General features: G+C 71.9%; 15 protein-coding genes. 5 read left to right on the top strand and 10 right to left on the bottom strand.

Going from position 1 to position 12,826, the window contains the following annotated elements; translation table 11 throughout:
- Positions 1–15 precede the first annotated feature (15 nt).
- From J2744_RS08590 to J2744_RS08570, 5 genes are all read right to left on the bottom strand, one after another.
- Positions 16–801 carry an aldo/keto reductase gene (locus J2744_RS08590; RefSeq protein WP_209546897.1) on the bottom strand — a complete coding sequence of 262 codons (786 nt, stop codon included), beginning with the start codon at positions 799–801 and terminating at the stop codon, positions 16–18.
- Positions 802–949: 148 nt separating this feature from the next.
- On the bottom strand, positions 950–3,538 hold the full coding sequence (locus tag J2744_RS08585) for a heavy metal translocating P-type ATPase (protein WP_209546738.1): 2,589 nt from the start codon (positions 3,536–3,538) through the stop codon (positions 950–952).
- Between the two features lies 1 nt (position 3,539).
- A complete protein-coding gene (locus J2744_RS08580) occupies positions 3,540–4,376 on the bottom strand; it encodes a sulfite exporter TauE/SafE family protein (protein WP_209546736.1) in 837 nt (278 codons plus the stop codon).
- A 105-nt stretch (positions 4,377–4,481) separates the two neighbouring features.
- On the bottom strand, positions 4,482–4,907 hold the full coding sequence (locus tag J2744_RS08575; RefSeq protein ID WP_209546733.1) for a plastocyanin/azurin family copper-binding protein: 426 nt from the start codon (positions 4,905–4,907) through the stop codon (positions 4,482–4,484).
- 61 nt (positions 4,908–4,968) lie between these two features.
- Entirely contained in the window at positions 4,969–5,736 is a 768-nt protein-coding gene (locus tag J2744_RS08570; RefSeq protein WP_209546730.1) for a helix-turn-helix domain-containing protein, read from the bottom strand.
- Positions 5,737–5,870: 134 nt separating this feature from the next.
- Between J2744_RS08570 and J2744_RS08565 the strand changes: the two genes are divergently transcribed.
- The 5 genes from J2744_RS08565 (at position 5,871) to J2744_RS08545 (ending at position 11,064) form a co-directional block, all read left to right on the top strand.
- Positions 5,871–7,403 carry a phytoene desaturase family protein gene (locus J2744_RS08565; RefSeq protein WP_209546727.1) on the top strand — a complete coding sequence of 511 codons (1,533 nt, stop codon included), beginning with the start codon at positions 5,871–5,873 and terminating at the stop codon, positions 7,401–7,403.
- A 202-nt stretch (positions 7,404–7,605) separates the two neighbouring features.
- Entirely contained in the window at positions 7,606–8,427 is an 822-nt protein-coding gene (locus J2744_RS08560) for a bacteriorhodopsin (protein WP_209546724.1), read from the top strand.
- 119 nt (positions 8,428–8,546) lie between these two features.
- The gene (pth2, locus tag J2744_RS08555; RefSeq protein WP_209546721.1) at positions 8,547–8,885 is read left to right on the top strand and encodes a peptidyl-tRNA hydrolase Pth2; all 339 of its coding nucleotides are present in this window, start codon (positions 8,547–8,549) and stop codon (positions 8,883–8,885) included.
- Positions 8,885–10,405 carry a tRNA pseudouridine(13) synthase TruD gene (truD, locus tag J2744_RS08550; protein ID WP_209546718.1) on the top strand — a complete coding sequence of 507 codons (1,521 nt, stop codon included), beginning with the start codon at positions 8,885–8,887 and terminating at the stop codon, positions 10,403–10,405. Before pth2 ends, truD begins: the two co-directional genes overlap by 1 nt.
- A gap of 104 nt (positions 10,406–10,509) precedes the next feature.
- On the top strand, positions 10,510–11,064 hold the full coding sequence (locus tag J2744_RS08545; protein ID WP_209546715.1) for a GMP synthase subunit A: 555 nt from the start codon (positions 10,510–10,512) through the stop codon (positions 11,062–11,064).
- A 79-nt stretch (positions 11,065–11,143) separates the two neighbouring features.
- Here the strand turns inward: J2744_RS08545 and J2744_RS08540 are convergent, their stop codons facing one another.
- The 5 genes from J2744_RS08540 to J2744_RS08520 all read right to left on the bottom strand — a co-directional run bounded on the left by J2744_RS08540 (position 11,144) and on the right by J2744_RS08520 (position 12,630).
- Positions 11,144–11,431 (bottom strand): DUF3194 domain-containing protein, encoded by a 288-nt coding sequence (locus tag J2744_RS08540; RefSeq protein ID WP_209546713.1) that lies wholly within the window; start codon positions 11,429–11,431, stop codon positions 11,144–11,146.
- Between the two features lie 4 nt (positions 11,432–11,435).
- Positions 11,436–11,822: a prefoldin subunit beta gene (locus J2744_RS08535; protein WP_209546895.1), complete on the bottom strand. Its 387-nt coding sequence runs from the start codon at positions 11,820–11,822 to the stop codon at positions 11,436–11,438.
- Positions 11,823–11,942: 120 nt separating this feature from the next.
- Entirely contained in the window at positions 11,943–12,200 is a 258-nt protein-coding gene (locus tag J2744_RS08530) for a KEOPS complex subunit Pcc1 (protein ID WP_209546710.1), read from the bottom strand.
- 25 nt (positions 12,201–12,225) lie between these two features.
- Positions 12,226–12,360: a DNA-directed RNA polymerase subunit P gene (locus J2744_RS08525; protein WP_007994536.1), complete on the bottom strand. Its 135-nt coding sequence runs from the start codon at positions 12,358–12,360 to the stop codon at positions 12,226–12,228.
- A 3-nt stretch (positions 12,361–12,363) separates the two neighbouring features.
- Positions 12,364–12,630 (bottom strand): eL43 family ribosomal protein, encoded by a 267-nt coding sequence (locus J2744_RS08520; RefSeq protein ID WP_048078289.1) that lies wholly within the window; start codon positions 12,628–12,630, stop codon positions 12,364–12,366.
- Positions 12,631–12,826: the final 196 nt, after the last annotated feature.

The raw sequence follows: 12,826 nt of genomic DNA, 5'->3' as shown, positions 1-12,826 counted from the left end.
GCGGCGGGTCTCGCGCTACCAGTCCGGCCCGAAGTCGGGGTTGAGCTGGCGGTCGCTGCGGCCGAGCGAGTCGATCGCCTCGACGTCCTCGTCGTCGAGTTCCAGGCCGAGGCTCGCGAGGTTGTCGCGGATGTGGTCGACCCCGGTCGCCTTCGGGATGGCGGTGACGCCCGTCTCGCGGAGCCACGCGAGGCTCACCTGCGCCGCGCTGACGCCGTGTTTCTCCGCGATGTCGACGATCGCCGGGTCGTCGAGGATCTCGCCGCGGGCGAGCGGCGAGTAGGCGACGAGCTCCACGTCGTTGGCGTCGGCGTACTCGCGGAGCTCCTCCTGCCGGAGCAGCGGGTGCATCTCGACCTGGTTCGCGAACGGCGCCTCGCCGAGCGCGTCGGTCGCGGCGTCGAGGTGGTGCGGCTCGAAGTTGGAGACGCCGATCCGGTCGATCAGGCCGTCGTCGCGCAGCTCGGCGAACGCCGGCAGCGTCTCTTCCGGCTCGTACTCCCCGGCCGGCCAGTGGACGTAGAGGAGGTCGACCGCGTCGACGCCGAGCTTGTCGAGGCTCTCGCGGGTCGAGGCGGCCACGTCCGCGGGCGCGAGGTTGTCGATCCACACCTTCGTCGCGAGGAAGACGTCCTCGCGGTCGACGTCGCTCTGTGCGATCCCCTTGCCGACGGCGGCCTCGTTACCGTAGATCTGGGCGGTGTCGACGTGGCGGTACCCGGCGTCGAGCGCGTTCGCGACCGACTCGGTACACTGCGTCGGGTCGTCGTTCTCCCACGTGCCGAGTCCGAGGACGGGCATCCCGTTGCGGGTCGGAACCGCGGGCTGCTGCTGTTGGTCTGTCATCGCTTCCGTCTACACGCGTGAGCCGAAAATCGTTTGCGGTAGGGGCGGACGCGACCGCGTCGTGGTCGACGCCCGAGGGCGAGGCGAGCGCCGCCGGGCCGCGTCAGTCGTCCAACAGCGCCCGCGAGGAGTTGGTCACCACGAGCAGGCTCGACGCGCCCATCGCGACCGCGGCGAAGAGGGGGTTGAGGAGGCCGGTCGCCGCGAGCGGGATGGCGACCGCGTTGTAGCAGAACGCCCAGCCGATGTTCCCCTTCACGCGCCGGCCCGCCGCCCGGGCGAGCTCGAAGACGGTCGCCACGGAGCCGAGCTCGTCGTCGACGATGGCGGCGTCGGCGGCGTCGGCGGCCATCGCGGTGCCCCCGCCGAGCGCGACCCCGAGGTCCGCCGCGGCCAGCGCCGGCGCGTCGTTCGTCCCGTCGCCCACCATCACGGTGACGCCGCGTTCCTTCAGCCGCCCGACCGCCTCGGCCTTCCCCTCCGGCGGGACGCCGGCGAACACCGACGATATCGCGTCGTGGTCGGCGAACACCGCCGCGGCGCGTTCGTCGTCGCCGGTGAGGACGATCACCTCGACGCCCGAGTCGTCGAGCGCGGTCACGGTCTCCTCCCACCCGTCGCGAAGCTCGTCGCCGACGACGACGTACCCCTCGGCGGCGCCGTCGCGGCCGACCGCGACCGGGACGCGCCCCACGTCGCGCGCGTCCGCGACCGCCTCGCGGACCCCGTCGGGGACGGCCCAGCCGCGCTCGTCGAACAGGTCGGGGTGGCCGACGACGACCTCGACGCCGTCGACGACGCCGGAGACGCCGCGGGCGTGGCTCTCGAAGGACTCGACCGCGGGGCCGTCGCCCCCGTCGGTCGGCGCGTCGATCTCCTCCGCGCCGCCGTCCGCGACGGCCGGCGTCGCGCCGTCGTCGCCCGTCTCGCCGGGACCGGCGTCGACCGCGTCCGCCGCGGAGCGCGCCGCGGCGATCGCCTGCCCGACCGGGTGCGCGGACCGGGATTCGAGCGCGGCCGCGAGCCGGAGCAGGTCGTCGTCGACCGCGCGGTCGATCAGGCGCATCTCGCCGGTCGTGAGCGTCCCGGTCTTGTCGAAGACGACCGTGTCGGCCTCGCGGATCCGCTCGAAGACGGTGTCGTCGAACACGACGATGTTGCGTTCGAGGGCGTCGCGGATCCCGGCGGCGACCGCGAGCGGGGTCGCCAGCCCCAGCGCGCACGGACACGAGACGATCAGCACCGTCAGGCCGACGAGCATCGCGTCGGTCGGCGCGGAGCCGAGCGCGAGCGACGCCCCGGCGGCGACGGCCGCGATGACGAGGACCGCCGGGACGAACACGGTCGCGAGGCGGTCAGCGAGCTTCTGGACGCCGTGGTTCCCGCTCTGGAGGTCGTACACCAGCTCCGCCACGCGGTCGAGGCTGGAGGTCGCGTCCGGGCCGACCGCGACCGTGAGCGAGCCGTCGGTCACGACGGAGCCGCCGACGACCGCGTCGCCCGCGACCTTCCGGACCGGGAGCGACTCGCCGGTGACGACCGACTCGTCGACCGCGGCGTCGCCGTCGACCGCCTCGCCGTCGACCGGGACCCGCTCGCCGGCGCGCACGAGGAGCCGGTCGCCCGGTTCGAGCGCGTCGACGGCGACCGACTCCGTCTCCCCCTCCGCGGTCAGCCGGCGGGCGTCCTCGACCTGGACCGCGGTGACCTCGGAGAGGAGTTCCGTCGCGCGGTCTTTCACCGAGTCCTCGTAGTGGTTGCCGACCGTGACGACGACGATGATCGCGACGGTCACGTCGTAGTAGATGGAGGGCGACTCGACGAAGATCACCGCGAGCGTACTGTAGAGGTACGCGCTCACCGCCGCGATAGCGACGAGCAGGTCCATGTTCGGCGAGCGCGTCCTCGCGCTGACGTACGCGCCTCGCAGGATCGGCTTCCCGGTGAAAAATAAGACGATGGTCGTCAGGACGCCGATGACGATGAAGAAGTACGTCCCGGAGGTCGAGGCCATCGCCTCGTTGAGGTACGTGAGGGTCAGCTGGTCGTAGAACGGGAACGCGAAGTACGTCGGGTAGATGAGGGTGATGTACTGCAGCATGACGGCCATCCCGACGATGACGCCCGCCGCGAGCCGCGCCGTCGCCAAGTTGTGCGCCTGCCGGCGCGAGAAGGCGTCGTCGCGGGCGTACGCGCTGTACCCCAGCCCGCTCACCGTCTCCGTGAGGTCGTCGACCGTGACGGCGTCGGGGTCGCGGTCGATCCGCACCGTGTCGGTGACGTAGCTCGCGCTCGCGGCGCTGACGCCGTCGGCGTCGGTCGCCACCGTCTCGATGAACGCCTCGCAGGTCGCGCAGTGCATCCCGTCGACCTCCAGGTACGTCGCCTCGTGGCCGTCCGGAACGTCGCGGTCGGCGTCGGCGGCCTCGGCGGCGGTCGTCGCGTCCGCTCCGCGGGCGTCGGCGTCGCCCTCGCCATCCCCGTTCGCCCGTCGGCGCTCGCGGACCGCGTCGGCGTCCACGTCGACGTCGCCGAGCGCGCCGTACACGTCGCGGCAGCCCGTACAGCAGAACCGGTTGCCGTCGTCGTCGGTCACGTCGACGCCCTCGGTCGGGAGCTCGCAGAGCGTACAGACGGCGGGGTCGTCGCGCGCGGCCGCGCCGGAGCCGGCCGAAGGCGGCGCCTCGCTCATCTCACATCGCCCCCATCATCCCGGCGTCGAGCGGGTTCCAGAACGGGAGGCTCGGGTGCGGCACGGAGATTCCGACCGACATCAGCCCGTGCGCGAACAGCACGTAGCCGAGCGCGACGAACGCGACGCCGAGCAGCCGGTGGACCCGGCGCCGGTGGACGGGGTCGACGCTCTCGATCAGCGTCCCGTAGGCGAAGACGGCGGGGATCGTCCCCAGCCCGAGGGCGCCGAGCGCGACGCCGCCGGCGACCGCGGAGCCGCTGGCGAACGCGTACAGGTACGCCGGGTAGAGGATCGGGCAGGGGAGCAGGCCGTGGACCGCGCCGAGCGCGACGATCCCCGGCCCGTTCGCGAGGCGGTCGACGTACCCCGTGAGCCACCCCGTGACGCGGTCGAGTCCGGGGAGGTGGACCCCGCCGGTCGCGCCGCCGAGGAGGTACCGGACCCCGACGAGGACGACGGCCGCGCCGACGAGCAGTCCGACCCCGCCGCGGACGGCCTCCGCGGCGCCGGTCAGGGTCGCGGCCGTGACGAGGACCGCGCCGCCGAGCGCGCCGAGGGCCGTGCCGATCGTCGCGTAGCTCGCCGCGCGTCCGAGGTTGAACAGCGCGTGCTGGCGGACTTCGTAGGTGGTCAGGTGCCCCTCGCGGCCGGTCGGCGCGCTGGCGGGCGGCGCGGCGCCCGCCCCGCCGCCGTCGGTCCGACCGCCCTCGGCGTCCATCCGGCTCGCGTAGACGGTGACGAGCGGGCCGCACATGCCGATACAGTGGGCGCCGCCGAGCAGCCCGATGGCGGCGAACAGCAGCACGTCGGTCCCGAGGAGCGGCGAGAGGGCCATCTGTCAGTTACCTCCCGTTCGGCGCGAAGGCCGGAAGGGGTTTCGTCGGGCGGGACGGAGCGCAGCGTCGTCGCGGGCGACGACGTTAGACCGGGTCACGGACGCTCACTCCTCCACGACGACGGTGCCGAACATCCCGCCCTCGCGGTGGGGGATACAGACGTACTCGTACGCGCCGGGGACGGAGAACGTGTGCTCGAAGCGGTCCCCGCTCTCCATCCGTCCGCCGAAGTCCGACTGCCACGCCGACAGCGCGGACTCGTAGTCGTCGAACCCGCCGGAGGCGAAGAACTCCGCCTCCGAGGGGATCCCTCCCGCGGTCGCGGTGACCGTGTGCGATCTCGCGCTCGTGTTCTCCCAGACGACGGTCTCGCCGACGGAGACCGTGATCTCCCGCGGTCGGTACGCGGTGGCGAGCATGCCGACGTCGTGGTCCGGTTCGCCGCCGACGCTCGCGCACCCGGCGAGACCGACGGCCGCCGCCGCGCTCCCGACGGCGCCGGCCTCTCGGAGGAACCGTCTGCGATACATACCCTATCTGAGGACCTGAACGGTTTTAATATCGCGGTCGCCCTCAGCGAGCGGGAACGGGTCAGCCGCCGACGAGGTCCTCGAAGACGCGCCGCTGGGCCGCCGCGAGGTGTTCCGAGAAGGTCGCGCGGGCGATGCCGATTGCGTCGGCCACCTCCGTCGCGCTCGCCCCCCGGGGGTGTTCGAAGTAGCCGAGCCGCTGTGCGGTCCGGATCACCTCGCGCTGCCGCTCCGTGAGCCGCCCCCGGTCGACGACGACCGGGTCCGACCGGGTGTCGGCGCCGCCGGAGCTGGTGAGCCGTTCGAGCCGCACCGACCCGCCGGTCGCCTCCAGCGCGTCGATCACGTCGCCGAGCGGGTCGGCGGCGGGCAGCGACAGCTCCAGTCGGACGCGATCGGGCGCCGTCCGGACCGTGACCGTGGACACGGGGTAGCCGAGCGACTCGACGGCGTCGACGGGGAACGGACCCCCCTGCCGGCTCCGACAGCGGTAGACGAGTTCGTCGCCGCCGTCGAAGACCAGCTCCGCGTCGACCGTGCGGTCGGCGCGGAACTGCGAGACGACCGCGTCGTCGACGCGAACGCGGTCGACGTCCTCGGCGACCGCTCCCGGCGGCAGCGCCTCCGCGACCGGGGCGGGCGTCGGCTCGCGGACGACGACTTCGACGCGGACCCCGGCGTCGTCGCACGCCTTCCCGCTCCGTGGCGCCTCCGAACCGTTTCGGGACGCGTCTGCGCCGGCGGCGCCGTCGGAGCCGGAGGGTCCTGCCGGTCCGGTTCCGAGACGCTCGGCGGGGCTGGAGTCGGACGACCGCGACCGCCGTCTCATACCTCGATCGTGCGGCCGAAGTCGGAAAAAAAGCGAGCCGAACGAGTACGCCTCGGGGCGGCCCGGCGGGCGAACGCATAAAGCCCCGTCGAGAGTTGGCGACGACTCACACGGCACAAGTCCGTACCGTGCCCATGAGCGACGACGCGCTCCGCGAGCAGTCGGTGGGGGTAGTCGGGGCCGGAATCGGCGGACTCTCGGCGGCCGCGTACCTCGCGGCCGCCGGCGCGGAGGTGACGGTGTACGAGCGCGCCGAGCGCGTCGGCGGCGTGGCCGGTCGGCTCGACGTCGACGGGTTCCGGTTCGACACCGGGCCGTCGTGGTACCTGCTGCCGGACCTGTTCGAGCGGTTCTTCGGGGACTTCGACCGGTCTCCCGAGGAGTTCTACGAGCTGACCCGGCTCGACCCGCACTACCGCGTGTTCTGGGACGACGGCGACCGAGCCGACGTGCCCGCCGACCCGACGGCCGCCGCCGACCTGTTCGAGTCGTACGAGGCGGGCGCGGGCCAGGCGTTCCGCGAGTACCTCGACGACGCGGAGCGGGCGTACGACGCCGGGATGAACCGGTTCGTCCTCCCCGGGCGGTCCCGGTTCCGCGACTACCTCTCGCTCGACGTCCTCGCCGGCGGGCGAGAGCTGGATCTCCTGTCCAGCCTCGACGAGCGCGTCGGATCGTACGTCGACCACCCGAAGCTCAGACAGCTGCTGGAGTACACGCTCGTCTTCCTCGGCGGGTCGCCGCACAACACGCCGGCGCTGTACCAGCTGATGAGCCACGTCGACTACGGGCTGGGCGTCTACTACCCGATGGGCGGGATGTACGAGGTCGTCGAGGCGGTCGAGACGATCGCGCGCGACGCCGGCGCCGATGTTTACACGGACGTCGCGGTGACCGGACTGGAGCCGCTCGACGACGGCGTCGGCGTCGAACTGGGCGGCGACCGGTACGTCCACGACCGGGTCGTCTGTAACGCGCCGCCGGCGCACGTCGAGCGCGAACTGCTCCCCGAGGGGACGGTGCCGCGGTTCGGCGACTACTGGGACCGGCGGACGTACGGTCCCTCCGCGCACCTGCTGTACCTCGGCGTCGAGGGAGAACTGACGCAGTTGGAACACCACACGCTCGCGCTCCCGACGGACTGGGACCCGCACTTCGAGGCGATATTCGACGACCCCGCGTGGCCGACCGACGAGACGGAGCCGGTCGTGTACGTGAACGTCCCGTCGCGGACCGACCCGTCGGTCGCGCCCGACGGCCACGAGGCGGTGGTGACGCTCGTGCCGCTCGCGCCGGGCCTCGACGACACGCCGGAGCGGCGGACGGCGCTCCGGGACCGCGTCCTCGACGCGGTGGCGTCGCGGACCGGCGTCGACCTCCGCGGCCGGATCGTCGCCGAGGAGTCGGCGTGCGTCTCCGAGTTCGCGGAGCGGTTCGACCAGCCCGGCGGGACCGCGCTCGGTCTCGCGCACACGGTGCGACAGACCGGGCCGCTCCGCCCCGGACCGCGCGTCCGAGGGACCGACCGGCTCTACTACGTCGGCGGAAGCAGCAACCCCGGGATCGGCGTGCCGATGTGCCTGCTCTCCGGCGAGCACTGCGCGGCCGCGATCGAGGCGGACGTGGCCGGCGGACCGTTCGATCGGCTGCCGCTGGTCGGGCGCTGATCGGTGGTTTTGAGAACTGTTCGTTTACCTCTGTTTTGTAGAATCAAAATATTTCGAATAATTCGTTTCGAGATCGAAGACTGTCAGAAAACCCATACCAGTCAGGTTGGTTTGTTTACTAAACTCGTCTCGTATCTCCGGCCGTCGCATGATCGAAACAGCAGCGGCTGACTTGCTCGCAAGCGGCACAGTCCCGCTCGAAATGACCCAAACCGAGATATATCAGTTCATTCAGGACAACACCCTCCTCAGCGCGTCGCTGTGGGTGAACATCGCGCTCGCGGGCTTTTCGATCCTCCTGTTCGTCTATATGGGGCGGAAGGTGGAGGACCCGCGCGCGCAGTTGATATTCGTCGCCGCGATGATGGTGCCGCTGGTATCGATATCCAGCTACACCGGGCTCGTCTCCGGTATCACGGTCGGGTTCCTCGAGATGCCGTCCGGACACGCGCTCGCGGGGATGGGCGCCGGGCCGGAGGGCGGCGTGTTCACCCCGTGGGGGCGGTACCTCACGTGGGCGTTCTCGACGCCGATGATCCTGATCGCGCTCGGCCTGCTCGCCGGAACGAACCTGAGTAAGCTGTTCACGGCCGTCGCGGCCGACGTGGGGATGTGCGTCACCGGTCTCGCGGCCGCGATGACCACGTCCTCGTACCTGCTGCGCTGGGTCTGGTACGGGATCAGCTGCGCGTTCTTCGTCGTCGTCCTCTACATCCTGCTCGCCGAGTGGTCGCGGGACGCCGAGCTCGCCGGCACCGCGGAGATCTTCGACACGCTGAAGATCCTCACCGTCGTCCTCTGGCTGGGCTACCCGATCGTCTGGGGACTCGGCGCCGAGGGGCTCGCGCTGATCCAGTCGCCCGCAGTCACCTCGTGGGCCTACAGCGGGATGGACATCGTCGCGAAGTACCTCTTCGCGTTCCTCCTGCTGCGGTGGGTCGTCGACAACGAGCGCACGGTCGCCGACATGGCGCCCGGTCTCGGCCCGGCCACTCGGACCGGCACGGCGCCCGCGGACGACTGATCGACCGTGGCGCGGTCGCCGCGCTCTCGAGAGTCCTTTTTCGCCGCTTCGTGCCCGCAAGCCGCCGGCACGGCCGCCGAGAGCAAAGCGCTAAACCCGCGGCCGCGGTGAGACGAGACATGAAACAGGCCATCGTCGCCCGGACGGACATCGGGATGGGCGAGGGGAAGCTCGCCGCGCAGGTCGCGCACGCGTCGCTGTCGGCGTACCAGGACGCGGGCAAGCGAGCGCGGAAGAAGTGGCAGGGCGAGGGACAGAAGAAGGTCGTCCTCAAGGGCGACTCCGAGAGCCAGCTGTTCGAGCTGGCCGACAAGGCCGACAAGGAGGGGATCCCGTACGCGATCGTCCGCGACGCCGGCCACACCCAGCTGGAGCCGGGGACGGTCACCGCGCTCGCCGTGGGGCCCGCCCGCGACGACACCGTCGACCGCGTGACCGGCGACCTCTCGCTGTACTGATGGCCGCGCCCGACACCCTCCGCGAGGCGCATCCGACCGAGCGCGCGGTCGGCATCGAGCACTACGTCAGCGACGCCGACGGGATCGGCGGCCGGCTCCGCGAGTCGCCCGAGGACTTCCGGGTCCGGGAGCTGGAGGCGTTCGACGCAGAGCCGCTCGACGCCGACACCGGAAGCTACCCCGAGCTGGTGATCCGGGCGACGCTCCGGGACTGGGACACGAACGACTTCGCGCGCCGGCTCTCGGACGCGCTCGGCGTCAGCCGCGAGCGCGTCTCGTGGGCGGGGACGAAGGACAAGCGCGCCGTGACCACGCAGCTGTTCACGGTGCGCGGCGTCGACGCCGCCGACCTCCCCGAGATCCGCGGCGCCGAGATCGAGGCGCTCGGCCGGGCGGGGCGGAGCCTCTCGTTCGGCGACCTCGCCGGCAACGCCTTCGAGATCCGGGTCGCGGACGCGGTCGACGATGCCCCCGAGCGCGTCGCCGCCGCGGTTCGTGACCTCCGGCGGTTCGCGGGCGGGGCGGAGGGCGCCGACGGAGAGGGGCCGGGGGCCGACGCCGCCGATCGGGAGTTCCCGATCGACGCGACCGTCGGCGTCCCGAACTACTTCGGCCAGCAGCGGTTCGGCAGCCGGCGACCGGTCACGCACGTCGTCGGACTCGCGATCGCCCGGAACGACCCCCGCGAGGCGGTCCGGCTGTACGCCGGCAATCCGTCGGAGACGGAGCCGGACGACACCAGAGCCGCGCGCGACCGCGTCGACGCCGCGTTCGGGGTGGACGACGCGGTCGCGGACGGCGTCGCCGACTCGGACGCGGCCGGAGGGGCGGAGCGCTCCGCCGCCGACGGCACGGGCGACGGCGACTGGGCCGCCTGCCTGAACGCGATCCCCGGCAAGCTCCGGTTCGAGCGCTCGATGGTCCACCGGCTCGCGGACCGCGACGTCGACCCCGACGCGCCGGCGGACCACGACGACTGGTGGCACGCGCTGGAGGCCGTCCCCTCCAACCTCCAGCGGCTGTTCGTCAACGCCGCGCAGTCGTTCTGCTTCAACCGGATCGTCAGCGAGCGGCTGCGACGGGGACTTCCGTTCGACCGCCCCGTCGCCGGCGACGCGGTCTGTTTCGCCGACGGCGACGCGCCCGGAGAGCTGTACGCGCCCGACACTGACCGGCTCCAGCGGGTCGACGCCGACCGGGTCGAGGTGGTCTCGCGGCACTGCGAGCGGGGGCGGGCGTTCGTCACCGCGCCGCTCGTCGGCACCGAGACGGAACTCGGCGACGGCGAACCCGGAGAGATCGAGCGCGAGGTCCTCGCCGACGTCGGGGTCGAGCCGGGCGACTTCGCGCTCCCCGGCGAGTTCGACTCCCGCGGCACCCGGCGGGCGATTCTCCTCCGTACTGACCTCGACGTCTCGTTCGCGGACGGGGACCCCCGGTTCGGGTTCGCGCTCCCGAGCGGTTCGTACGCGACCGTGCTGCTCCGGGAGTTCACGAAGCGCGGCCCGCTCGACCTCTGATCGATCCGCGTTCGTGTACTACTGGACGATTTCAGCGGTCGAAACCACCACGATACTGTCAGCCGTTCCGAGGCGCTTTTGTGCGGGAACCGTCAATCGGGGCCATGACCCGGATCGTCGTCATCGACCTCCACGGCCAGTTCACGCACCTCGAACGGCGGGCGCTCCGCGACCTCGGCGTCGACACCGAGATAATCTCGGCGGAGACGCCGGCCGACGAGGTCGAGGCGGACGGGATCGTCCTCTCGGGCGGCCCGGACATGGACCGCGTCGGCAACGCGCCGGACTACCTCGACGGCGACGTCCCCGTGCTCGGGATCTGCCTCGGAATGCAGCTGATCGCCAGCGAACTCGACGGCGCGGTCGGCGAGGGCGACTACGGCGGCTACGCCGACGTCGACGTCGAGATCGTCGACGACGAGGACCCGCTCGTCGGCTCGCTCGCGCCGGAGACGCGCGTCTGGGCCTCCCACGCCGACGAGGTGACCGAACTCCCGGACGGGTTCGCCCACACCGCCACCTCCGACGTCTGCGGCATCGAGGCGATGGCCGACCCGGACGCAGGGCTGTACGGCGTCCAGTGGCACCCGGAGGTCGCGCACACGGAGCGCGGCGAGGAGGTCTTCGAGAACTTCGTCGCGATCTGCGAGTCGGCGTAGGCGCGTCGCTAACGCACGCGAACCGCACACCTACGGGTCGCGGTTGGGAAAGCGACGGTGAGCAAAAAGCGGCGAGCGGCTACTCCGCGAACAGCTCGTCGACGGCCTCGCCCGCGGTCTCGACCGCCTCCTGCGCGACCGCCTCCCGGTCCGGATCGGCGTCCTCGGGCGCGTTGAGGTAGACGTCGACGTCGAGGACGCCCTCCTCGAACGTGACGGTGACGTCCAGGTCCGTGACCGTCGACTGGTCGTAGTGTTTGAACACGATCCCCTCGGCCGCCTCGGCCGCGGTGCGAACGACCTCGTCGTCGCTCGGCTCCGCGTCCGCCGCGGCCGCCTCGGAACCGTCGGCTCCGTCGTCGGTCACGGCCTTACGCGCCGCCGGCGCCCGGGCCGCCCGGTCCCATCGGGCCGCCGCCGCCCGCGCCGCCCTGGAGCATCTGCTGGAGCTCGCTCTGGAGCTCGTCGAACTGCTCTTCGACGCGCTCCTCCTGCTTTTCGAGCTGCTCGGCGCGGACTTCGAGCGACTCGACCTTGTTCTCGAGGTCGTCGTAGGCGGACTCGTAGTCCGTCTCGACGAGGACCTCGCCGATCTCTCGGTACATGCCCGCGTCCTCGTCGACGTCTTCGAGGGCGTCGAGGGCGGTCTTCGACTCGTTGAGCGCGCTCTGGGCCTGCTCCCGCTGCTCGGCGACCTGCTGTGCGGTCTCCTGAAGCTCCTGCAGTTCCTCTATCTTCTCCTGTGCCTCGGGCGGCATGTTCCCTTGCATGGGCGGAACGAGGCGGCCCGGACGGAAAAACCCCCGACTTCTCCGACGACGAGCGGTCCGGGCGGGACAGCCCCGGAGACGGGTGTTATCGGCGGTGTCGCGGTGGGATTATTCGCCTCCCGCACCGACGCGCTCGGCGACGCCGACCAGGCGCGACCAGCTGTTGACGCCGGCGCGGAGGGCCACGAGGTCGTCGGCGAGCACGCGGACCCGGACCGCGTCGCCCTCGCGGTCGACGGTCGCGGTCGAACGGGCGTCGTCGATCTCGCCGACCTCGGGACCGAGGGCGGCGGCCACGACGCGGGCGCGTCGCTCGGTGGAGTAGGTGAAGGAAAGGACCGTCTCGTGTGCGCGCGTCGCCGTCACGGTCCGGTGGAGGGGAGAGACGGCGTTACTCGACGTCGACTTCCTTGATGTCGCCGCCGCGCTCCTTCAGGAGGACGCGGTGGCCGCAGTACGGGCAGCGCACGCCGCCGTACTCGTCGAGGGTGACGTCGCGCTTACAGCGGGAGCACTTGTAGCTCATGACCTATTCCTCGTCGGCGAGCGCGGCGCGGATGGAGCGGCGGACGGTGCGACCGCCGGGCGTCTCGGGGCGGTACGCGCCGCCCGTGAACGTCTCGCCGGTCTCCTCGTTGACCCAGATGCCGGTACCCTTGCGCGTGACGTCGTCGCCGTCGACGGTCGCGTTGCGCATCTCCGCTTCGATGTCCTGAACCCGCTTGCGGGCGACTCGGCCGTAGCGGGCGCCGAATCGGCCCGCGCTGCCGGTGCTTCGAGCCTTGTCCTCAGCCATAGTAGCCACTTCTACCGGCAGCGCAGGTAAAAAGGCTGCGAGTTGCGGCGGTCGGAAACGCCCGCGGCGACGACGGAACGCGGGTGACGGAGGCGGTGGCGCGTGCCGACGAGCGGCCGAAGGCCGCGAGTCGCACGCGCGAGGGACGCCGCGAGCGAGGTGGGCGACCGAAGGGAGCCCCGAGCGAGCGGCGAGG

It is taken from the genome of Halorubrum trapanicum, from assembly GCF_017873555.1.
GTDB lineage: Archaea > Halobacteriota > Halobacteria > Halobacteriales > Haloferacaceae > Halorubrum > Halorubrum trapanicum.
The sequence above is the reverse complement of the archived record's forward strand: the minus strand, read 5'-3'. Positions and strand labels throughout refer to the sequence as shown.

Coding starts and splice junctions, on each gene's coding strand:
- pth2 (WP_209546721.1), top strand. CDS start 8,547: ATGAAACAGGCCATCGTCGCCCGGACGGACATCGGGATGGGCGAGGGG.
- J2744_RS08525 (WP_007994536.1), bottom strand. CDS start 12,360: ATGAGCTACAAGTGCTCCCGCTGTAAGCGCGACGTCACCCTCGACGAG.
- truD (WP_209546718.1), top strand. CDS start 8,885: ATGGCCGCGCCCGACACCCTCCGCGAGGCGCATCCGACCGAGCGCGCG.
- J2744_RS08560 (WP_209546724.1), top strand. CDS start 7,606: ATGACCCAAACCGAGATATATCAGTTCATTCAGGACAACACCCTCCTC.
- J2744_RS08575 (WP_209546733.1), bottom strand. CDS start 4,907: ATGTATCGCAGACGGTTCCTCCGAGAGGCCGGCGCCGTCGGGAGCGCG.
- J2744_RS08520 (WP_048078289.1), bottom strand. CDS start 12,630: ATGGCTGAGGACAAGGCTCGAAGCACCGGCAGCGCGGGCCGATTCGGC.
- J2744_RS08565 (WP_209546727.1), top strand. CDS start 5,871: ATGAGCGACGACGCGCTCCGCGAGCAGTCGGTGGGGGTAGTCGGGGCC.
- J2744_RS08570 (WP_209546730.1), bottom strand. CDS start 5,736: ATGAGACGGCGGTCGCGGTCGTCCGACTCCAGCCCCGCCGAGCGTCTC.
- J2744_RS08535 (WP_209546895.1), bottom strand. CDS start 11,822: ATGCCGCCCGAGGCACAGGAGAAGATAGAGGAACTGCAGGAGCTTCAG.
- J2744_RS08580 (WP_209546736.1), bottom strand. CDS start 4,376: ATGGCCCTCTCGCCGCTCCTCGGGACCGACGTGCTGCTGTTCGCCGCC.
- J2744_RS08590 (WP_209546897.1), bottom strand. CDS start 801: ATGCCCGTCCTCGGACTCGGCACGTGGGAGAACGACGACCCGACGCAG.
- J2744_RS08585 (WP_209546738.1), bottom strand. CDS start 3,538: ATGAGCGAGGCGCCGCCTTCGGCCGGCTCCGGCGCGGCCGCGCGCGAC.
- J2744_RS08545 (WP_209546715.1), top strand. CDS start 10,510: ATGACCCGGATCGTCGTCATCGACCTCCACGGCCAGTTCACGCACCTC.